Raw genomic sequence first — 19244 nt, forward strand, 5'->3', positions numbered from 1 at the left:
ATGGTTCGTCCCGGATTGTATCGCCGTTTCCGCAAGCTCCTGATCGCCAACCGCGGCGAGATCGCCGTGCGCGTCATCCGCACGGCACGCGCGATGGGATTGAAGACCGTCGCGGTCTACTCTGAGGCGGATCGAAACGCGCTGCATGTCGCGCTCGCCGACGAGGCGGTGCTGCTCGGCCCCGCACGCGCCCGCGATTCCTATCTCAACATCGAGCGCTTGATCGAGGCTGCAAGGCAGACAGGCGCCGAGGCGGTTCATCCCGGCTATGGCTTCCTGTCCGAGAGCGCCGAATTCGCGCAGACCTGTCTCGACGCGAGCCTGGTGTTCGTCGGGCCGACGGCCGCGATGATCACCGCGATGGGCTCCAAGTCCGGCTCCAAATTCCTGATGGAGCAGGCCGGCGTGCCGCTGGTGCCCGGCTATCACGGCGAGGCGCAGGACGAGGCGACGCTCGCCAATGAAGCCGCGCGGATCGGCTTTCCCGTGCTGATCAAGGCCTCCGCCGGTGGCGGCGGCCGCGGCATGCGCGTGGTCAATGCAGCCGGCGATCTCGCTGATGCCGTCACCAGCGCCAAGCGCGAGGCCAAGGCGGCGTTTGGCGACGACCGTGTGCTGATCGAGAAATTCGTCCAGAACCCGCGCCACATCGAGGTGCAGATCATCGGCGACAGCCACGGCAATCTGGTGTCGCTGTTCGAGCGCGAATGCACCTTGCAGCGTCGGCACCAGAAGGTGATCGAGGAGGCGCCGTCGCCGACGCTGACGCCGGAGCAGCGGGAGACGGTCTGCGCGGCGGCGAGGCGCGCGGCGGGCGCGGTGAACTATGTCGGCGCCGGCACCATCGAGTTCGTCTCCGACGGCCGCGACGTGTTCTTCATCGAGATGAATACACGCCTGCAGGTCGAGCATCCCGTCACCGAGTTGATCACCGGCGTCGATCTCGTCGAATGGCAGTTGCGCGTCGCCTTCGGCGAAGAGCTGCCGCTGACGCAGGACCAGATCCGGTTGCATGGTCATGCCATTGAGGCCCGCGTCTACGCGGAAAATCCCGCCAAGAACTTCATGCCCTCAGTCGGCACGATCAAGACCTGGCGGCTTCCTGCTGAAACCGGCGGCCTGCGCATCGATGCCGGCTATCGCGAGGGCGATGCGGTCTCGCCCTATTACGACGCGATGCTCGCCAAGATGATTGCCTGGGCGCCGACCCGCGAGGTCGCGATCGAGCGGCTCAACCGCGGCCTGGAGGACACCGACGTCCGCGGCATCGTCAGCAACATCCCGTTCCTGTCGGCGCTGCTGACGCATCCCGACGTCGTGGCGAACGCGATCGACACCGGTTTCATCGAGCGCCGTCTGACGCATCTAACCCAGTCAGGGGCGGTGGCCGGCGACGTCGAGCTCTGTGCCGCCGTCGCGGCCATTCTCATCGACGAGCAGACCGTGGCCGTGAAGGAGCAGGGATCGCCGTGGCGCGCATCCGGTTGGATGCCGGTGGGACTGCGGCAGCGCATGTTCTCGTTCCGCCAGGGCGCCGGAGCGGGGTCGCGGACGGTGACGCTGGCCTATGGTCCGGGCGTGCAGCGCCTGTCGATCGAGGGCCGTGAGACCTCGTTCTCGGCACTTCCGACCGACGACGGCGGCTTCGACCTTGTGCGCGACGGCGTCAAATCCCATGTGGTGGCCGTCATCGAGGGCCACGAACTGTACCTGCGAACCCGCAACGGCCGTTTCGATCTGCATTGGATCGATCCGTTCGGCGGTGACGACGAGGAGCAGGCCGGCGAGGACAAGATCGTGGCGCCGTTGCCGGGGACCGTGGTGGCGCTGCTCGCGCAGGAAGGTGCGGTCCTGGAGAAGGGCGCGGCGATCCTGACACTCGAAGTCATGAAGATGGAGCAGACCCTGCGGGCGCCGTTCGCAGGCCGGCTCAAGGCGATCAAGTGCAAGGTCGGCGACATCGTGCAGGAAGGCGTCGAACTGGCGGACCTCGAACCGTCCGCCTGATCCTCGAACCCGAAGAGGTCGGCATGAGCGAAAGCGTGCGCATCATCGAAATGGGCCCGCGAGACGGCCTGCAGAACGAGAAGACGCCGATCAGCGTGGCCGATCGCATCGCCTTTGTCCGTGCGCTGGTGGACGCAGGGCTGACCACGGTCGAGGTCGGCGCCTTCGTCTCGCCCAAGGCGATCCCCCAGATGGTGGGATCGGACGAGGTCATGCGCAGCGTGGCCGCGCTGCCCGGCGAATTCCACGTGCTGGTTCCCAACGTGAAGGGCTATGAGGCCGCGCACGCTGCCGGCGCCAAGGTGATCTCGGTCTTCACCGCGGCCTCCGAGAGCTTCTCCCGCGCCAACATCAATTGCTCGATCGAAGAGTCGCTGGAGCGCTTCAAGCCGGTGATCGCCCACGCCAAGGCCGACGGCATCCGGGTGCGCGGCTACGTCTCCTGCGCGCTGGGTTGCCCCTATGAAGGCGAGATCAGGCCGCAGGCCGTCGCCGATGTCGCCAAGGCGCTGTGGGACCTCGGCTGCTACGAGATCTCGCTCGGCGACACCATCGGCGTCGGCACGCCGCTCAAGACCAGGCAGATGCTGCGCGCTGTCTGCGGCGACGTGCCGGTGACGCATCTGGCGATGCATTTCCACGACACCTACGGCCAGGCGCTGGCCAATCTCTATGCGGGCATGGAGGAGGGCGTCCGCGTCATCGATGCCGCGGCCGGCGGCCTCGGCGGCTGCCCGTTCGCGCCGGGCGCGACCGGCAACGTCGCGACCGAGGACGTCGTCTACATGCTCGAAGGCATGGGCATCCGCACCGGCGTCGACATGACGAAACTGCTGGCCGCCACCAACGAAATCAGCCGGCTGCTCGGCCGGCCACCGGTCAGCCGTGTTGCAGCGGCACTGAATGCGAAGATGAGGCGAGTAGCGAATGGCGGCTAGCGAATAGGGAAGGCCCATTCGCTATATCCCCTATTCGCCACTCCCCATTCGCCATTCGCCGCCGCGTCAGCGGCTCAGATCCGGCCCCATCACGAGATCCGGCAGCGCCGTCGAGATCTGCGGCACGAAGCAGAGCAGCAGCACGGCGGCCATCATCAGCAGCACGAACGGCAGCGTGCCCCAGATCACCTCCCGCAGCGGGATGTCCGGCGCGACGTTTCTGATGACGAAGATGTTGAGACCCACCGGCGGATGGATCAGGCCCATCTCCATGACGATCGTCATCACCACGCCGAACCAGATGATGTCGAAGTTCGCCGCGCGCAGCGGCGGCAGGATGATCGGCGCCGTCATCAGGATGATCGACACCGGCGGCAGGAAGAAGCCGAGCACGACCACCATCAGCAGGATCGCGGCGAGCAGCTCCCAGCGCGGCAGGTGCATGGCGACGATGTATTCCGCCACCGACTGCGAGATGTGCAGGTAGCTCATCACGTAGGAGTACAAGAGCGACATGCCGATGATCAGCATCAGCATGGTCGACTCGCGCAGCGTCGCCTTCATGATCGGCGCGAGGTCGGTTGGGCTCCAGACCCGGTAGATGATCGCAATCAGCACCAGCGCCAGGATGCCGCCGAGACCTGCCGTCTCCGACGGCGTGGCCAACCCGCCATAGAGCGCAACCATGACGCCAGTCAGCAGCAGCACGAACGGGATCACGCGGGGCAGCACAGAGAAGCGCTGCGCCATCGTGTATTCGTCCTTGATCAGGATGTCCGACCAGGTGCCCGACTTCTCATAGACCGTTTTTGCGCGCGCGTATTCCTGGCGGAAGCGCACGACGGCATAGACGCCGAACAGCGTGACCAGCAGCAATCCGGGGCCGATGCCGGCCAGGAACAGCCGTCCCAGCGATTTCTCCGCGGCGATCGCGAACAGGATCATCGTGATCGACGGCGGCAGCAGGATGCCGAGCGTGCCGCCGGCGGCGATGATGCCGGCGGCGAAGCCGCCGGAATAGCCGCGCTTGCGCATCTCGGGAATGCCGGCCGAGCCGATCGCCGAGCAGGTCGCCGGCGACGATCCGGCCATCGCCGCGAACAGCGCGCAGGCAAACACGTTGGCGACGCCCAATCCGCCGGGCACGCGATGCAGCCAGGCGTGCAGCGCAGAATAGAGATCCTGTCCGGCGCGGGAACGGCCGATCGCGGCACCCTTGAGGATGAACAGCGGGATCGACAGCAGCGTGATCGACGCCATCTCCTCGTAGACGTTCTGCGTGACGGTATCGAGCGACGCGGCCGGCATGTAGATGGCCATGAATACGACGGCGACGGCGCCGAGCGCGAACGCGATCGGCATGCCCGCGAACATCGCAAACAGGGTCGAGAGTCCGTAGGCAACCCCAATTCCGAACACGCTCATCGACGCGCTCCGGTCAGCGGGGCCACGATCTGCAGCAGCATCTGCAGGCACAGCAGGGTCATCCCGGCGGCCATCAGGCCGTAAGGAATCGCCAGCGGCGGCGACCACATCGAATTCGAGACCTGGCCATCGACCCAGGCCTCGTGTGTCAGGGTCCAGGATTTCCAGGTGAAGAAGGCACAAAACAAGAAGCTCGCGACGTCGACCAGCCAGAGCCTGATCTTGTTGGCGAGCGGCGACATCAGCCCAACGAAGGCTTCGATGCTGACGTGGCCGCGATGCTCCTGCACATAGGCCGCAGTCATGAAGGTGGCGCCGACGAGCAAGAACACGGCGGCTTCGTCCTGCCAGTAGTTGGCGGCCTTGAACAATGCACGGCCCGCCACGCTGTAGCTCAGGATGACGCAGGCCGCGACCAGTGCGAACGCGGCCAGAACGACGATGATGCGATTGAGCAGCGAGACAACACGCTGGAGCGGCGCCAGCGGACCGCTGGCGCCGATGGCTGTCGTGGCCTCGGTATCGATGACGGGCGCGTGCATCAATCAGGCCGCGACGTCGGAAGCGAGCTTGAGGAGCTTGGCGCAGTTCGCAGACTTGCCGCCATAGTCCTTCCAGGCCGTGTCACGGGCAATGTCGCGCCATTTGTTGACGGTCTCGACATCGAGCTCCACAACCTTGGCGCCCGCCTTTTCATAGACCTTGGCAACTTCGATGTCGTCGTCCTGCGCGCCCTTGCGCCCGAACGCCTCCATCTCCGCGCCGACCGCGAGGAGGATGTCCTGCTGGTTCTTCGGCAGCTTGTCGAACGAGGCCTTGGACATCATCAGCGGCTCGAGCATGAACCAGTACGACGCCTTGGCTCCGGAGGTGAGGGCCTTCGACACTTCTTCCAGGCGGAACGAGATCAGGCTGGTCGACGAGGTGATGCCGGCATCGCAGGCACCGGTCTGCATCGCGGTGTAGATTTCGTTCGATGGAACCGACAGCACCGAGGCGCCGGCGGTCTGCAGCACCATGTCCATCTCGCGCGAGCCGCCGCGCACCTTCATGCCCTTGGCATCGTCGGGTGTCACCAGCGGCCGCGATCGGCTGGCGACTCCGCCCGCCTGCCAGACCCAGGTCAGCAAGATGATGCCCTTGTCGGCCAGGAAATCGCTTAGCGTCTTGCCGACCGGCTCGCTCTTCCACCGCATGCCCTGATCGTAGTTCGTAACGAGCCCGGGCATCAGCGCGATGTTGGTCTCGGGAACTTCGCCGCCGGCATAGGGCATCGGATAGAGGCTGATGTCGAGCGCGCCCTTCCGCATGGCGGAGAACTGCGCGACGGTCTTGATCAGCGAGGAGTTCGGATAGATCTCGGTCGCGATCTCGCCGCCGGAGCGCTTCGCAACCTCCTCCGAGAACACCCGGCAGAGCCGGTCGCGGAAATCGCCCTTGTCGATGGTGCCGCCGGGAAACTGGTGGGAGATCTTCAGCGTCGTTGCCGCGTGGGCCGTACCGGTTCCAAAACGCAGAATGGCCGGCGCAGCGAGCGCGGATGCGATGACATGACGGCGTGATAGCATGAGATTTCCCCTGGACAACTTCTGGTTGGGTTCCCGACCCCGGTTCGTTGGCGTGACTTATACCAGCCAATTTGCCGGACTTACCTCTAGCCGAACTAGACAGTTCGTTCGAGGCCAAATGCATGGGAAGCGACATATTGCTGCGGCGCACGTGCCGGCCTGTGAATCCCTTGCGCTGGTTGTACTAACATGGTTTTGCCGGGCAAAATTGTGTCGTTGATTCCAGAAGAGGGCGCATTCGAGTCAAATTTGATCGAACAAAGATTCTCGTCCGCGCTCGTAACAATCGCCTTCATCGGAACGTCGATGTCCAAGAACGGCGCGTCCGTCGCCGTCGAACCCGTCATACGAAGGAGCGATCATCATGACCAATCGTAGCCGCCTCATCCTCGGAATCTCCGCTGCCGCACTCGCGTTCAACGTGGCCGTCGCGCCGGCGGCATTCGCGGAGGACAAGATGAGCAAGGACGATGGGATGAAAAAGGGCGCGATGTCCCACGACGGCATGAAGAAGGACTCGATGGCGAAGGACGCCATGAAGAAGGACGATGCCATGTCCAAGGACGGGATGAAGAAGGACGACGGCATGATGAAGAAGAACTGACGCGTCTCGCACGTCATCGTGCGATGGGACGACCGTATCAGTCCCATCGCCGATGAATGAGGAATCGCAGCGATGCCGGCTGCGACGACTCGTGGTGGCAGCGTCGCTGCTTACTTCTTCTTTCCACGGGCCTTGCGCGCGGCGTAGCGCGCATCGCGCTTCGCCTTCTGCTCGGCTTCCATCTCGGCCAGACGGGCGGCTTGTTCTTCCGCCTCGCGCGCAAGCCGGGCACTCTCGGCGGCCTTGGCCTCTTCCTCGAGACGCTTCTGCTCGGCCTTGGTGGCCTCGCGCTCCAATCGCTGCTGCTCGCGGCGGGCGGCGGCGGCTTCGCGCTCCTGCCGTCGCTTCACGACTTCGGGATCGTCCGGTCCCGGCTGCGATTTGAACTTCTGCACGATGCTCTGGCGGGCCTGCTGTGCGGCCTTCTGCCGATCGGCAAATCCAGGTTCCTTGAATCCTCTCATGGAGACGTCGTCACTTCGCTAGTTGGGTGTTCGGTCAGGGTGTGGTCGGTCAGGGGCTGCACGCGCCGCCAGGCAATTCTTCCACGATGTCGTGAACACGAGCGGAGGCCGACGCGAGCCCGTGTGTATAGGATCGCATGCGTCGATGACAAATGCTTTATCGCCGCTCCTCCACATCCGACCTGCCCGGCGCTTGCATGGCGTTCGCCGGAGGCTATGTAAGCACCCCCGTCGCTGACGCAGGTCGGCGGGCTGTGAGTCGCTTCACGCCTCGCGGCACCAGCGCACCGCCCGGGTGCGACATCCAACGGAGTTGACCGGCATGACCTCTGTTCGCCGTGGGCGCATGGCGCTCGGCCTCGCGCTCGTCGCTCTCGTGGTCAGCGCATGCGTGATGACCGCGGTCCTCGCCCGCCCGAGGCCCGTTTCGGCCGGTGTGCTGGGTTCCGAATGGGAATGCGGGCAGCTGTTCTGGGTGACGAGCTGCACGCGGATCGAGTCGATCTCGCCGGCATCGCGCCAGCAGCAGCAGCAACCGCACGGTGAGGCCGCTGGCCTGCGGGCCGCTTAGGGCACCGATGAGTACGCAGGGGCCGGATAACGGGCGACGCGGCGCCGTGGCGGGACTCGTGTTCGCGGCGGTCGTGGTGGCCTTCGGCTTGTGGTTGGCCCGCAGCCTGACCTCCGCAAGCCGGATGCAGGATTGTCTGATGTCGGGACGAACCAACTGCAACGTGATCGTGCCCGACCGGTGACCGCCGATCAGCTCGAACCGGATCGGCAAGACCGCGCAAGCGAGGTTGCACGATCGGAGAGGCGAATCAGGCTGCGTCTCGGTTAACCTGAGGGCAGCAGGTTGACGGCAGCAGGTTGACTTGGCCGCAAAATAGTCGGGATTTTACCCGTTTGTCGCGCAAATTATGGTGTGTGCGGACCATACAAGCCGAAGCCGGCGAGCCGGGGTTCATCAGTCCGCATCGCACCCCGCACTGCGCGGCAACCAACGCAGACGGCGGGCGATCAAAGGGGTAGGGGAGAATGACGTTGTCCAACCAGAGCACACGGTGGCTGCCCGCGATCGCAATCCTGACCGCGGTCGCGATCCCCGCCCAAGCCGGGGCGCAAACCCAGGACCAGGCTGGTCCTGGCGCCGGGCATTCGCCCCAGGCCCGCTCGCCGGGTGTCATCCGCCAAGCGCCAGCCCAGGGTGGGCAACCGGGCGGTCAGCCCCATGTCCAGATTCCGCGGCAAGCCGGCCCCATGGCCGGCCAGCCGCAGGGAGCACAGCCGGCCGCACCGCCGCGGGCTGCCGTTGCGCCCCAAGGACGTCCGCCAGCGCCTGTGGCGCAGCAGGGACGTCCGCCGGGAGCCAGCCCTGGCTACGCCGCAGGCCCGGGTCCGGCGGCGATCGGGCGGGGACCGGATGCGCGCTATGCGCACGGCAGGGTCGCGGTGCGCGACTATGGTGGGCAGTCTTATCGCGGCCGGGTCGGCTGGGCGGGGGGCCGATGGCGGCACGAGGTTCATAACGGCCGTCCCGGCTGGTGGTGGGACGTCGGTGGCGTCTGGTACTATTATCCCGAGCCCATGGAAGGGCCGCCGACCTACGTGTCGGAGGACTATGCTGACGATGTGGTCTATGCACCGTCGGCGGCCTACGAGGCGCCCCCGCCGGTTGCCTACGAGCCGGCGCCGCCTTCGGCCGAAGTCGATCCGGGCGCCAGCGCGCTCGGGGGCGCGATCATCGGCGGGGTGCTCGGCGGCATCCTCACCGGCAAGGCGGGCGGTGCCGCGGCGGGCGCCGTGCTCGGTGGTGCCACCGGCGCTATCGCCGGCGCGACGGCTGCGGCGCGACCAGGCTATTATCTGTCGCAGGGCAATTGCTACTATCGCTATCCGTCGGGAGAGTATGTCGCGGTCGATCCGCGCTCCTGCTACTGAGCGCTGCCGACGGGGAGCGCTGCGGTCGAGCCTGCTCGGCGGACGCGCGGTCCTGGCCGAATCTCCGCAAAGCTCCGGAGCAGGAGTGGGAGCGAATCTTGATAGACTCCGCTTCATTGTTCGAGAGGTGAGAGTTCCGGAGCCATGACCAAGGCGTCCAAGCTGGTTGCCGCCAAGGGCGGAAGGGTTCTCCTGGTCCGGCGCCGGGCCGATGGACGTTGGATGTTTCCGGGTGGCCGCAAACGCGCGCAGGAAACGGCGAAGGATTGCCTGAAGCGCGAGATCAAGGAGGAGCTTCCGAAGCTCAAGCTCGGCCGCCTGCGGCTGTGGAAGGAAGTCACCGCCAAGAACAAGCGGTCGGGCCGCAAGATGAGCGACGCCATCTTCATCGCCAAGCATGCCAAAGGCCGCCTGGAGATCGGAGACAAGAAGGAGATCGACCGCGCGGTGTGGCAGAAGCCCTACGGACTCAGCCTGACGCCGACGTCGCGCTACATCCGCGACCAGCTGTTTCCACGAAAGTCGGACTGAACCATCGTATGCTGGGAACATCCCGGCCGCTTGGGCGTTATCTGCCCATGCCTTACGATAGCACAGACAGACAGCCTCGCGTCCTTACGCCGGAAGAGCGTCGGGCGCGTGACGCCACCCGCAGGGCTGATGCCGAGCAGGCCATGCGCGATCACGAGGCGGCCCAGCGGGCCTTTTACGCCAACCGCGAGCGGCTCAGGGCCGAGCGTCTGGCGCGGGAGGCCGCCACCAAGTCGGACTGATGGGAGCTCCGGTCAGCTCGCCTGGCGGCTCCGGAATGCGTTCGCCATCCGCAGGAACGCTTGATCAAGCAGTGCATACATGTCGCCGGTGATGTCGCAATCGAACATCGCGCGGCGCATGCATGTCATCCACTCGTCGCGCTCGGCATCGCCGATCGGATACGGACGGTGCGCCGACATTATGCAGCGATGCTCGGCCCGCTCGAAATAGAGCGCCGGCCCGCCGAGCCATCCGCTGAGAAATTCGAACAGCAACTGCTTGATCGGACCAAGATCGGCGTCGTGCATCGCCCGGATGCGGCTGGCGCCGGGCTCTTGGTCCATGATGGTGTAAAAGCGCTCCGCCAGACGGCGCACGCCAGCCTCGCCGCCCACGAGCTCATAGGGCGTCGCTTCGATCACAACTGCTTCTGCTTCGTTGGCTGAATTCGCTGCCGTCATCGCATCTCGTTTCCGCTCGTCCCTCTGCAGCCAACAAGCGGCAGAGGTATGGCGCCTTGATCTGGATCAAGCGGGAAAACGAGCGAGCGTTCGGGCTAGCGAATGCTGGCTTTGACGCGGCGCTGCCGGTCGGTGTCGGCGGCGATCTGGCGCAGCGTCTGTCGGAGCAAAGCGAGGTCGACCGGCTTGGAGAACGGCGGATAGACGTTGAGGCCGAGGATCTTGCCGGCGCGGACCGTGACGTCCCGGGTCTGATCGTCGGAGCCGCTGATGATCAGCACCGGCGTGCGGGATTTGATGTCCGCCAACAGCTGCAACACCTCCGTGCCGGAGCGCTCGCCCAGATTCAGGTCGAGCGTGATGCATTCGAAGTTGCGCCGGCGCAGCACGTTCATCGCGCCGTCGACCGAGTTCACGCCGGTCGTCGCAAAGCCCGCCTGCACGGCGATCTTGCGCAGGATCGACAGATGAACGTCGGCATCTTCGATCACGAGAAGTTCGTTGAGCATGGTCCCCGCGCGGCTGTGTGTCGGCTTCTGATGGACCGGCGGAGCTTAAGAGGGGGTTTCTGATTTCCTCGTAAACAACCAGTCCCGTAGAACAGCGGGAGGATCTGCACGCTATCCACCATTGCCGGCGCGGCTCTCAGAACGGCCGCCGGCTCGGCATCGCGTTGGAGGAGCCCGGCAGATTGGTCGTCGGCGCCGAAGCGGGCGGTGGCGAGCGGCCGCTCGATTGGCGCCAGTGCTGGACGTGCAGGAGGATCCCGGCCACCAGCAGCGGCGCGACGGCGGCCACCGCCAGCAGCGGCGACAGCGGCTTGGGGGTGATCATCTCCATCGTCATCTCGCAGACCATCCAGATGGCTGCGGACGCCAGCACGAAGTCGCGGGAGGGGATGCGAAGCCAGTACAGGAAGCCGGTGATGATCGCGGCCGGCGCAATGATCGGGCCGATCATGTAGAAGTTCAGCTCGGGCGGCGTCACGGCGTCGAGGACCATCGATGCCAGCAGCCACAGACTGAGGAACATCACAGCGCCGTCGACGTATCTCATGGCCAATCTCCGCCGCGACATTTTGGCGCAATCTTTGTCCGGTTTATGGCTGTTCCGTCAAGGGCCATGGCGTCCCAGCCGATTTGCAGCCCGTTTTGGCGGATTTTCGCCCGCCATCCCGGCCGCCGACCAGCTCCTTGTTCCATTGCCGGCCCATGCTCAATCCGCCGAGAAGCCGAACGGAACCGACGACGTCCGGAAATCGTCCGGCAGGATCTCGCGCCCGATCGGCGGCGCCGAGCGCGCCGCGCATTTCGGGCGGTGGCAGACCCGGCAGGCGACGCCGATCGGGGTCGGCGCGTCGGCATCAGGCCCGTGGCCGTCGCGGGTGTAGATCAACTGGCCCGCATGCTCGGCCGCGCAGCCGACCGCGATCGCCCGCTCGACCCGGACGGCGCCGTAGGAGCCGCCGCCGGCGGTCACGGTGCGCGCGATCGAGAAGAAGCGGCGGCCGTCCGGCAGCTCCAGCCATTGCGTCACGATCTGGCGCGGCGTCTTGAAGATGCCGTGCACCGACCACAGCGGGCAGGCGCCGCCGTGGCGCGCGAACGGGAAGCCGGCGCCGTCGAGCAGTTTTGAGACGTTGCCGGCGGGATCGACCCGGATCAGGAAGAACGGGATCTTCTCGGCGCCCGGCTTCTGCAGGGTGGTGACGCGATGCGCCGTCTGCTCGAAGCTGGTGCCGAACTGCCGCGCCAGCGCCTCGAGATCATAGGCCCTCGCATCGACGGCCTTCGCGAAGATCGAATAGGGCATGATGATCGCAGCCGCCGCGTAGGCCGCGAGCGCGCGCCGCGCCAAGAGCTCGGCGGTCTTGCTCGCGAACTTGCCGTCCTCGAGCGCTGCGCCGATCTCGGTATCGAGCTCGAGATAAGCGAGCTGCCGGGCGAGCTCGAATTTCAGGCTGGCGCTGTCCAGCGAGTCCTCGATCAGGAGCTGCCGCCGGTGCAGGTCGAGCCGCCGCAGCGAGCCGAGCATGACGTTCGGTGGCATGTAGCGGACCTGGAGATTGTGCCGCGCGCGAAAGCGCTCGATGAAGCCGGCCGGCCCCGCCGAGACCTGCGGGGACCCGGTCGGCGGCCCCTGGAAGATGGCCTGGGCGAGGCGCTCGGCGGCATCGTCGAGCTGGGCAAAGTTGTTGCGGCGGGCGGCCAGGAAGCGGCGGACGTCGGCAACGGGATCGTTGGCGTCGAAACCGTCGTTGCCCGGCCGCGGCGCAGTGCCGGCCAGCGCCGGCGCGCGCTGCTCGGCCAGCGCGAGCTGCTCCTCGCGATACGCCGTGTAGAGGCGCAGGAAGGCTTCGGTCATGCCGGGATAGCTGACGGCGAGGTCGGAAATCTCCAGCGCGGGGATGTCGATGTCGGAGAACATCGGGTCCTTCAGGACCGACTGCATCCGCGCGGTGTGATCGGCGCCGCCGTCGCCGGCCAGATCGGCGAGGTCGATCTTGTAGGTCCGCGCCAGCCGCAGCAGCATGTCGGCCGTCACCGGCCTCTGGTTCCGCTCCAAAAGCGCCACGTAAGGCGCTGATATTTCGAGGTCGGCGGCCATATCGGCCTGGGTCAGGCCGAGCTCGCGCCGCAGGCGGCGCAGGCGCGGGCCCATGAAGATCGATCGTGCCGTGGCTGTGGTCATGGCCAAATCCCGGTCTTGTAATCTCCTTACAGCTATACACGAGATGTTTGTAAAGTGTGACAAGTTTTCCGCGCAATGTCTGGTCCGCTCGCGCCGGGTGCTTACAACAGGTCCCAGGTTGTCCTTAACCAAGGGATCACGGACATGAACTTTCAACCGCGTGGACTGAACGACCAGGCTCTCCAGGGCCCCTCGTCCTACCAGGCCGAGGTCGAGGCGGCGCGCGCGCTGCTCGAGACCAACCCGACCTGGAACGGCGTCACCGCCGAGGCCGTGGCGCGCATGCGCCTGCAGAACCGCTTCCGGACCGGCCTCGACGTCGCCCGCTACACCGCCGCCGTGATGCGCGCCGACATGGCCGCCTATGATGAGGACAGCACCAAGTACACCCAGTCGCTGGGCTGCTGGCATGGCTTCATCGCGCAGCAGAAGCTGATCTCGATCAAGAAGCATTTCGGCAAGACCGACCGCCGCTACCTCTATCTCTCCGGCTGGATGATCGCGGCGCTGCGCTCCGAGTTCGGTCCGCTGCCGGACCAGTCGATGCACGAGAAGACCTCGGTGCCCGCGCTGATCGAGGAGCTCTACACCTTCCTGCGCCAGGCCGACTCGCGCGAGCTCAATGACCTGTTCCGCACGCTGGACGCAGCCCGCAAGGCCGGCGACAAGGCGAAGGAGACGGAGATCATCGCCAAGATCGACGGCTTCCAGACCCACGTCGTCCCTGTGATCGCCGACATCGACGCCGGCTTCGGCAATGCGGAAGCGACGTATCTGCTCGCCAAGAAGATGATCGAGGCGGGCGCCTGCGCGCTGCAGATCGAGAACCAGGTTTCCGACGAGAAGCAGTGCGGCCATCAGGACGGCAAGGTCACCGTGCCGCATGACGTCTTCCTGGCCAAGATCCGCGCCTGCCGCCACGCCTTCCTGGAGCTCGGCGTCGAGGACGGCATCATCGTCACCCGCACCGACTCGCTCGGCGCCGGCCTGACGCAGCAGATCGCCTTCTCCAGCCAGCCCGGCGATCTCGGCGACCAGTACAACAGCTTCCTCGACTGCGAGGAGGTGACGCCCGCGAACGCCCGCAACGGCGACGTCATCATCAACCGTGACGGCAAGATGCTGCGTCCGAAGCGGCTGCCCTCCAACCTCTACCAGTTCCGTCCCGGCACCGGTGAGGACCGCTGCGTGCTCGACTGCATCACCTCGCTGCAGAACGGCGCCGACCTCTTGTGGATCGAGACCGAGAAGCCGCATATCGAGCAGATCGCCAAGATGGTCGACCGCATCCGCAAGGTGATCCCGAACGCCAAGCTCGCCTACAACAACTCGCCGTCGTTCAACTGGACCCTCAACTTCCGTTGGCAGGTCTATGACGCGATGAAGGAGGCGGGCCAGGACGTCAGCAGGTACAACCGCGCCGAGCTGATGAAGGCGGAGTACGACGACACCCCGCTGGCGAAGGAAGCCGACGAGCGCATCCGCACCTTCCAGGCGGACTCGGCCAAGCGCGCCGGCATCTTCCACCACCTGATCACGCTGCCGACCTACCACACGGCCGCGCTCTCGACCGACAACCTCGCCCGCGAGTACTTCGGCGAGCAGGGCATGCTGGGCTACGTCAAGAACGTCCAGCGCGCCGAGATCCGCCAGGGCATCGCCTGCGTCAAGCACCAGAACATGGCCGGCTCCGACATCGGCGACGACCACAAGGAGTACTTTGCTGGCGACAAGGCGCTGAAGGCCGGCGGCGCGCACAACACGATGAACCAGTTCGGCTGATACAGTCCTGCTGAATTGTTGAACTAACACGACCCGTCTGGAGCGGCACCGCTCCGGGCGGGTTTTGTTTTTGCGCAGGCTTTCCAAGGCGCAACTCGATACTCCCATCATAAGCGCGCTACTCGTGGTCAACGTGCAGCGGCGGCCTCGGACCCCCACCCCTCATGGTGAGGAGCGCCGCCCTTGCGGCGCGTTCCGGCGATGCTCTTGCATCGCCGTGAGAACCATGAGGCCACAGCGCGGGCCTCGCCCTTCGAGACGCCCGCCTGCGGCGGGCTCCTCAGGGTGAGGAGCGAAGGTCGTATTCCCGTCGCCATGAGCCGTCAGCCCCCCTTGATCGGCCGCCCTCACCGCTCGCTCAGCGCCAGCCGGGCGCCAAGCAAAGCAAAGCCGCCGGCGAAGGCGCGGCGCAGCCACGCCATCACCCGGGGGCGGCTGACGACGCGATCGCGCACCGCCGAGGCGAACAGTCCGTAGACGACGAACACCGCGAATGTCATCGCCATGAACGTGGCCGACAGCTCGAGCATGGCGGCGAGCGGATGCACTTCGTTCGCGGCGATGAACTGCGGCAGGAAGGCGAGGAAGAAGATCGACAGCTTGGGATTGAGAATGTTGATCAAAAAGCCGGTCAGCACCACGCGCCCGGCCGAGCGCGCCGCGTCCTTCGCGTCATCCTTGGCCTCCACCGAGAGCGCGCCACGCTCACCGAGCGTCTGCCAGGCCATGTACAAGAGATACGCAACGCCACACCATTTCAGCGCGGCGAAGGCCAGCGCGCTGGTGTGCAGCACGGCGGCAAGCCCTACGATCGCGGCGAGCATCGCCGGGATGATGCCGAGCGTGCAGCCGAACGCCGCGGCGACGCTCATCCGCGACCCCTTCGTCAGCGCCACCGCGAGCGTGTAGAGCACGCCGGTGCCGGGCGAGGCCACCACGATCAGCGAGGTCAAGAGGAAGGCGTAGGACATCGGGGAAGCTCCTTGGGCGAGACGAGGCGCGTCAGCCCGCAAGGCGCGGCAGCAGCCTCAACGCGTCGTCGCGCTCGATCTCGGCGGGCTGCTGATCGCTGACCACGGGTGACGGCCACGATGTCAGGGAGCCCTCGCCATTTCAACCGGCTCGGGCGCCCGATGCGGCCGCCGCATCGCCTCGAGGTGAGGACCGGCGGCGCCGGCCTCGCCGCAGCCGGCGAGCACGACGGCGCCGATCGTGAGCCGTGGGCTCGTGCCGCAATGCGACGGCCAGGCGATGATGGCGGCGATGTTGCCGAGGAGGAGAACGGCGAGCAGGACGAGCATGGCCCGCCGTCCTGTGGGCGTGGGTGACGACATCGGGACTTCCTCACGATACGGTTGACGCGATCGCGGCTGCACCGCGACGATCGCCATCGGTTCGATCGCGTGCGGCCACACATGCGAACACACGCCGCGGACGCGGCGCTTTTGCGCAGGTCGGATGTCGCCATGTAAGATCTTGTTGCTGTTCGTGCGCGCGCTCCCGGCAGCCGGTGATTGAAAGCCGCGTGCGTCCGCACCGCGGGGACGCAACGGGCGACTGCGCTCAGTCCTGTCGTAGGACGACCAATCGGCCGGGCCATCTGAACCTCATCACGACGCAGGGGCGGTTGCCGGGCAGGGGACGCGATCAGGCATCGTCGCGACGCGTTTCGCGCCCGAGCTATGCTCATCGTTCGCCCCCGATCGAACAGAGGGCGCGGGGAATGCCGGGTGAGGGCCTCACCCATGGCCCGCCTGCAGAAGAAAAAGCAGGCGGCAGTCACCACAGGTTCAGCCGGATCATCCGGCATTCCCCGCGCGATGGTCTTCACGCTTATACGCGATCTCCCCGGTGTCCGGCTTGATAGCTGTGGAGCCTCAGGAGGTTGTCCTCGGTTAAACCGAGTCTGCTGATAGGCGGCTGGGAGTTTATGCCGCCGTGAGGCCGGTGCCAATTATACTGGTGCAGCCAGATGGGCAGTTGCGCGGCGCGCTGATCGGAAGTGGGATAGGTGTGTGCATAGGCCCACTCCCGGAGCGCTGTCTGGATAAAGCGCTCAGCCTTGCCATTGGTTCTGGGCGTGTAGGGCTTGGTGCGGATATGCTTGAGACCAATATCGCGGCAGGCCTTATCGAAATCGAAGCCGATATAGCAGCCACCGTTGTCGGTCATGACGCGGGTGACGGTAACGCCCAAGCTCTTGTAGTGAGCGACAGCGGCCTTGAGAAACGCAACAGCACTCTCGGCGGTCTGATCAGGCTTGAGCTGTGAAAAGGCGACACGGGAGTGGTCATCGATGCAGACATGCATGTACTCCCAGCCAAGTCCGCGACAATGACTATAGCCGTTCCGATTGCCGGTGACGCGATGGCCGCTTTGCGCGAAACGGCCGAGCTTTTTGATATCGATATGGATCATCTCGCCCGGCGCAGCGTGCTCATAGCGACGCACGGGTTCGATCGGCTCCAGATCACGGATTCGGTTCAACCCCAGTCGTCGCAGAACGCGGCTGACCGTGGCCGGCGACACCTTAACCTCAGCCGCAATCTGCTTGCCCGTGTGGCGCTGACGGCGCAAAGCCTCGATAGCGGTACATGTGGCAGCAGTGGTTTGGCCTGGCGATGAGTGCGGTCTGGAGGAGCGATCGAGCAATCCCTCGACACCTTCCTCGCGGAACCGCTTCACCCATTTGGCTACGGTCTTCGGCGTCGTATTGTACTGGTAAGCAGCTTCAGCATAGCTCAGCCCACCCTCAACGACACTCCGCACCATCGCCTCTCGACCTTTCGGTGTCATAGGCGCATTCTTGTGGACGTCCATCTGGTCTCTCCTTGGAACACTGAAGCTTCGCAACCTCAGCTTCCTCGGTTCAGACCGGATGGACAACCTCCTGGAAGACCACAGATAGCCACCGTCGCCCTCGGGGATCATCACCCCCAGGACTTGGCGCCAGCTTCGGGGCGCCAGGACCACGCGATTTCACGTCCGCACGGAGTCGTTCGTCCGCGCGCCTCAAGCACGCTGCGACCCGCCTGCGGCCACCGCATCCCGCGCCCAACGTCCGTGACGATCGCGATCCGCCCCTCTCGAGGAGCACGGGATGGGGACAGTCAATCATGAATTTCGGAAAAAAGGAAGAGGAATATTTTTCAGAAGCGGACTGGACAGGGGTGATCGTGTTGAGCTGCCTGATGAAATAAGTTTGTCCGCGCATCCTCACAGCACATGTTGCTGGAAAGCGCAGCGCCGTCGCGCCATGATCCGGGATGCCCACCGGTCACTGCAACCTGTGCAGGTACTGAACGCGCCGCCCTGGCATTGATCGCGCGGAAGGTTGTGGCGGAGCAACCGCGTCATGTTGATGGCCCTGAATTCCCGCCGCTGGCGATCGTCTGACACATGACCACCGACGTATTTGATGCTGGGGGACGACAGCGACTGTGTCCTGTCCGCAACGTCATTGGTTTTTGATAGTCGCTCTATTCCCCCTGAGGTTGCGGCTATTGTTCCCCAGATCGGCCCCTGCTACCGCTGGTCAACAACAGTAGGGGTGCTGTGGGGGCTCAAATGGACTGTTTGCGTTGGCTGGCCACCTGGGTGGCCATCCTTGGAGGGGCGTGTCTTGGCGGGTGTGCTGCGCCGCTTGCGGTCAACAATGTGACCGACATCAGGTCCAGCACGGGCAGCCGAGGAATCGACGTCTACGAGCCGAAGCGCCGAACCGACGCAAGCGTGCCCGAGTTCGCGGGTGACCAGCTTGTGGAAGTGCGAACGTTTCACAATCCCGGCCAGGGCGAGGTCGAGATGGCCGGGGCCTCCTGCTCACTGGAAGCCTCCGGTTTCAGCGCAACCATGACGAGCCCCGCGAAGGTGCGCGTGCCGCTCTATCGCGGACAGTCGAGCACGCTTGCCGTGACCTGCCAAAAGCCCGGCTATCAAAAGCGGATGATCACGGTCGCACCCTTCGATGCGACGCGCCAGGCTCGTCTGGCCAGCGGCGTCAACGGCGGTATCCTCGGTGCGGTCATCGTGGCAGGCATCGATGCCGCCGCCGATAACACGAAGAACGACTGGCGTTATCCCGTGGCGAAGGTCGTGCTGGAGGCCGATCCCTCCGGCAGGTGAGGGACGGATCTTTCGTCATTGGCGGTTACGGTTGCGGTGACACTCAGTTGCGGTGGCAGTGCACAGAACTCATTCGATCGGCGGGCGGATTCAAATTTAGTGCACTGTCACCGTAATTCGGTGCTCTTCCTGATCACCTACAAGGCTCTCGTCAATGCGATGGGGCATGCGGGGCTCCAATGGGACCATCGACTCGCCGGCAGCGGACTGTTGGGGGGGGGGGCCTGGGTTGCCTCCTGCGTCCGGGAGTTGCTGGAATAATTCGCATGTTGAAGTCAGGAGGGATCCCGGTTCGGAATCGCGGTGAACGCATGCTGCGGCAGGGCGAGCGCTCGGGGCAGCCCATGGCCGAGCTTGCCCCAGCCATACACGTCAATGCGGGAGCCGGAACGCGTAGAGTTAAGTGCACTGGACTGCCCCCCTTAAGTGAGACACGATAATTTCTGTGACAGTGGGGTTGCCACGACGACTATCGTGCCTTGTTT

The 19244-nt window shown here is 65.3% G+C and carries 21 protein-coding genes; 10 read left to right on the plus strand and 11 right to left on the minus strand.

Going from position 1 to position 19244, the window contains the following annotated elements; all coding sequences use genetic code 11:
* Together QW881_RS17815 and QW881_RS17820 are read left to right on the plus strand one after the other, a co-directional pair.
* On the plus strand, positions 1–2007 hold the full coding sequence (locus QW881_RS17815; RefSeq protein WP_315755525.1) for an acetyl/propionyl/methylcrotonyl-CoA carboxylase subunit alpha: 2007 nt from the start codon (positions 1–3) through the stop codon (positions 2005–2007).
* Positions 2008–2030: 23 nt separating this feature from the next.
* The gene (locus tag QW881_RS17820; protein ID WP_316158537.1) at positions 2031–2945 is read left to right on the plus strand and encodes a hydroxymethylglutaryl-CoA lyase; all 915 of its coding nucleotides are present in this window, start codon (positions 2031–2033) and stop codon (positions 2943–2945) included.
* Between the two features lie 66 nt (positions 2946–3011).
* Here the strand turns inward: QW881_RS17820 and QW881_RS17825 are convergent, their stop codons facing one another.
* The 3 genes from QW881_RS17825 to dctP are packed head-to-tail and all read right to left on the minus strand — an operon-like array spanning position 3012 to position 5938.
* A complete protein-coding gene (locus QW881_RS17825; protein ID WP_315755523.1) occupies positions 3012–4370 on the minus strand; it encodes a TRAP transporter large permease in 1359 nt (452 codons plus the stop codon).
* Entirely contained in the window at positions 4367–4912 is a 546-nt protein-coding gene (locus QW881_RS17830) for a TRAP transporter small permease (protein ID WP_315737875.1), read from the minus strand. Before QW881_RS17830 ends, QW881_RS17825 begins: the two co-directional genes overlap by 4 nt.
* Before the next feature lie 3 nt (positions 4913–4915).
* A complete protein-coding gene (gene dctP / locus QW881_RS17835) occupies positions 4916–5938 on the minus strand; it encodes a TRAP transporter substrate-binding protein DctP (RefSeq protein WP_315755522.1) in 1023 nt (340 codons plus the stop codon).
* 364 nt (positions 5939–6302) lie between these two features.
* Between dctP and QW881_RS17840 the strand changes: the two genes are divergently transcribed.
* Positions 6303–6542, plus strand: coding sequence for a pentapeptide MXKDX repeat protein (locus tag QW881_RS17840; protein ID WP_315755521.1), 240 nt, complete (start codon positions 6303–6305; stop codon positions 6540–6542).
* A 110-nt stretch (positions 6543–6652) separates the two neighbouring features.
* Here QW881_RS17840 and QW881_RS17845 read toward each other — a convergent pair whose 3' ends face one another.
* Entirely contained in the window at positions 6653–7006 is a 354-nt protein-coding gene (locus tag QW881_RS17845) for a DUF6481 family protein (protein WP_316158536.1), read from the minus strand.
* Positions 7007–7328: 322 nt separating this feature from the next.
* On the opposite strand from QW881_RS17845, the gene QW881_RS17850 reads away from it, so the two are divergent.
* The 5 genes from QW881_RS17850 (at position 7329) to QW881_RS17870 (ending at position 9720) form a co-directional block, all read left to right on the plus strand.
* Positions 7329–7577: a hypothetical protein gene (locus tag QW881_RS17850; protein ID WP_315755520.1), complete on the plus strand. Its 249-nt coding sequence runs from the start codon at positions 7329–7331 to the stop codon at positions 7575–7577.
* A gap of 46 nt (positions 7578–7623) precedes the next feature.
* Positions 7624–7761: a hypothetical protein gene (locus tag QW881_RS17855; RefSeq protein WP_315755519.1), complete on the plus strand. Its 138-nt coding sequence runs from the start codon at positions 7624–7626 to the stop codon at positions 7759–7761.
* 283 nt (positions 7762–8044) lie between these two features.
* Positions 8045–8947, plus strand: coding sequence for a hypothetical protein (locus QW881_RS17860; RefSeq protein WP_315755518.1), 903 nt, complete (start codon positions 8045–8047; stop codon positions 8945–8947).
* Positions 8948–9091: 144 nt separating this feature from the next.
* Entirely contained in the window at positions 9092–9478 is a 387-nt protein-coding gene (locus tag QW881_RS17865) for an NUDIX hydrolase (protein WP_315712048.1), read from the plus strand.
* A gap of 47 nt (positions 9479–9525) precedes the next feature.
* Positions 9526–9720, plus strand: a complete 195-nt coding sequence (locus QW881_RS17870) for a hypothetical protein (RefSeq protein WP_315737880.1) — start codon at positions 9526–9528, stop codon at positions 9718–9720.
* Positions 9721–9732: 12 nt separating this feature from the next.
* Here the strand turns inward: QW881_RS17870 and QW881_RS17875 are convergent, their stop codons facing one another.
* From QW881_RS17875 to QW881_RS17890, 4 genes are all read right to left on the minus strand, one after another.
* On the minus strand, positions 9733–10161 hold the full coding sequence (locus QW881_RS17875; protein ID WP_315737881.1) for a group II truncated hemoglobin: 429 nt from the start codon (positions 10159–10161) through the stop codon (positions 9733–9735).
* 95 nt (positions 10162–10256) lie between these two features.
* Positions 10257–10670, minus strand: a complete 414-nt coding sequence (locus QW881_RS17880) for a response regulator (RefSeq protein ID WP_315755516.1) — start codon at positions 10668–10670, stop codon at positions 10257–10259.
* A gap of 136 nt (positions 10671–10806) precedes the next feature.
* Positions 10807–11217: a hypothetical protein gene (locus QW881_RS17885; RefSeq protein WP_315755514.1), complete on the minus strand. Its 411-nt coding sequence runs from the start codon at positions 11215–11217 to the stop codon at positions 10807–10809.
* 159 nt (positions 11218–11376) lie between these two features.
* On the minus strand, positions 11377–12852 hold the full coding sequence (locus tag QW881_RS17890) for a short-chain fatty acyl-CoA regulator family protein (protein ID WP_315755513.1): 1476 nt from the start codon (positions 12850–12852) through the stop codon (positions 11377–11379).
* A gap of 144 nt (positions 12853–12996) precedes the next feature.
* On the opposite strand from QW881_RS17890, the gene QW881_RS17895 reads away from it, so the two are divergent.
* Positions 12997–14634 carry an isocitrate lyase gene (locus QW881_RS17895; RefSeq protein ID WP_315755512.1) on the plus strand — a complete coding sequence of 546 codons (1638 nt, stop codon included), beginning with the start codon at positions 12997–12999 and terminating at the stop codon, positions 14632–14634.
* Positions 14635–14981: 347 nt separating this feature from the next.
* Here the strand turns inward: QW881_RS17895 and QW881_RS17900 are convergent, their stop codons facing one another.
* The 3 genes from QW881_RS17900 to QW881_RS17910 form a co-directional block, all read right to left on the minus strand.
* Positions 14982–15605: a LysE family translocator gene (locus QW881_RS17900; RefSeq protein ID WP_315755511.1), complete on the minus strand. Its 624-nt coding sequence runs from the start codon at positions 15603–15605 to the stop codon at positions 14982–14984.
* Between the two features lie 123 nt (positions 15606–15728).
* The gene (locus QW881_RS17905) at positions 15729–15935 is read right to left on the minus strand and encodes a hypothetical protein (protein ID WP_315755510.1); all 207 of its coding nucleotides are present in this window, start codon (positions 15933–15935) and stop codon (positions 15729–15731) included.
* Positions 15936–16467: 532 nt separating this feature from the next.
* Positions 16468–17454: an IS481 family transposase gene (locus QW881_RS17910; protein WP_315755509.1), complete on the minus strand. Its 987-nt coding sequence runs from the start codon at positions 17452–17454 to the stop codon at positions 16468–16470.
* A 747-nt stretch (positions 17455–18201) separates the two neighbouring features.
* On the opposite strand from QW881_RS17910, the gene QW881_RS17915 reads away from it, so the two are divergent.
* Complete coding sequence (locus QW881_RS17915; RefSeq protein WP_315755508.1) at positions 18202–18759, plus strand: hypothetical protein; 558 nt, start codon at positions 18202–18204, stop codon at positions 18757–18759.
* Positions 18760–19244 lie beyond the last annotated feature (485 nt).

Source organism: Bradyrhizobium sp. SZCCHNS3016, from assembly GCF_032484535.1.
Taxonomy (GTDB): Bacteria; Pseudomonadota; Alphaproteobacteria; order Rhizobiales; family Xanthobacteraceae; genus Bradyrhizobium.

What these genes read in the sequence shown, in the direction of transcription:
- QW881_RS17820 (WP_316158537.1), top strand. Translation starts at nt 2,031, where the DNA reads ATGAGCGAAAGCGTGCGCATCATCGAAATGGGCCCGCGAGACGGCCTG.
- QW881_RS17890 (WP_315755513.1), bottom strand. Translation starts at nt 12,852, where the DNA reads ATGACCACAGCCACGGCACGATCGATCTTCATGGGCCCGCGCCTGCGC.
- dctP (WP_315755522.1), bottom strand. Translation starts at nt 5,938, where the DNA reads ATGCTATCACGCCGTCATGTCATCGCATCCGCGCTCGCTGCGCCGGCC.
- QW881_RS17905 (WP_315755510.1), bottom strand. Translation starts at nt 15,935, where the DNA reads ATGCTCGTCCTGCTCGCCGTTCTCCTCCTCGGCAACATCGCCGCCATC.
- QW881_RS17860 (WP_315755518.1), top strand. Translation starts at nt 8,045, where the DNA reads ATGACGTTGTCCAACCAGAGCACACGGTGGCTGCCCGCGATCGCAATC.
- QW881_RS17815 (WP_315755525.1), top strand. Translation starts at nt 1, where the DNA reads ATGGTTCGTCCCGGATTGTATCGCCGTTTCCGCAAGCTCCTGATCGCC.
- QW881_RS17825 (WP_315755523.1), bottom strand. Translation starts at nt 4,370, where the DNA reads ATGAGCGTGTTCGGAATTGGGGTTGCCTACGGACTCTCGACCCTGTTT.
- QW881_RS17915 (WP_315755508.1), top strand. Translation starts at nt 18,202, where the DNA reads ATGGACTGTTTGCGTTGGCTGGCCACCTGGGTGGCCATCCTTGGAGGG.
- QW881_RS17830 (WP_315737875.1), bottom strand. Translation starts at nt 4,912, where the DNA reads ATGCACGCGCCCGTCATCGATACCGAGGCCACGACAGCCATCGGCGCC.
- QW881_RS17895 (WP_315755512.1), top strand. Translation starts at nt 12,997, where the DNA reads ATGAACTTTCAACCGCGTGGACTGAACGACCAGGCTCTCCAGGGCCCC.
- QW881_RS17840 (WP_315755521.1), top strand. Translation starts at nt 6,303, where the DNA reads ATGACCAATCGTAGCCGCCTCATCCTCGGAATCTCCGCTGCCGCACTC.
- QW881_RS17880 (WP_315755516.1), bottom strand. Translation starts at nt 10,670, where the DNA reads ATGCTCAACGAACTTCTCGTGATCGAAGATGCCGACGTTCATCTGTCG.
- QW881_RS17850 (WP_315755520.1), top strand. Translation starts at nt 7,329, where the DNA reads ATGACCTCTGTTCGCCGTGGGCGCATGGCGCTCGGCCTCGCGCTCGTC.
- QW881_RS17875 (WP_315737881.1), bottom strand. Translation starts at nt 10,161, where the DNA reads ATGACGGCAGCGAATTCAGCCAACGAAGCAGAAGCAGTTGTGATCGAA.
- QW881_RS17910 (WP_315755509.1), bottom strand. Translation starts at nt 17,454, where the DNA reads ATGGACGTCCACAAGAATGCGCCTATGACACCGAAAGGTCGAGAGGCG.
- QW881_RS17845 (WP_316158536.1), bottom strand. Translation starts at nt 7,006, where the DNA reads ATGAGAGGATTCAAGGAACCTGGATTTGCCGATCGGCAGAAGGCCGCA.
- QW881_RS17885 (WP_315755514.1), bottom strand. Translation starts at nt 11,217, where the DNA reads ATGAGATACGTCGACGGCGCTGTGATGTTCCTCAGTCTGTGGCTGCTG.
- QW881_RS17900 (WP_315755511.1), bottom strand. Translation starts at nt 15,605, where the DNA reads ATGTCCTACGCCTTCCTCTTGACCTCGCTGATCGTGGTGGCCTCGCCC.
- QW881_RS17865 (WP_315712048.1), top strand. Translation starts at nt 9,092, where the DNA reads ATGACCAAGGCGTCCAAGCTGGTTGCCGCCAAGGGCGGAAGGGTTCTC.
- QW881_RS17870 (WP_315737880.1), top strand. Translation starts at nt 9,526, where the DNA reads ATGCCTTACGATAGCACAGACAGACAGCCTCGCGTCCTTACGCCGGAA.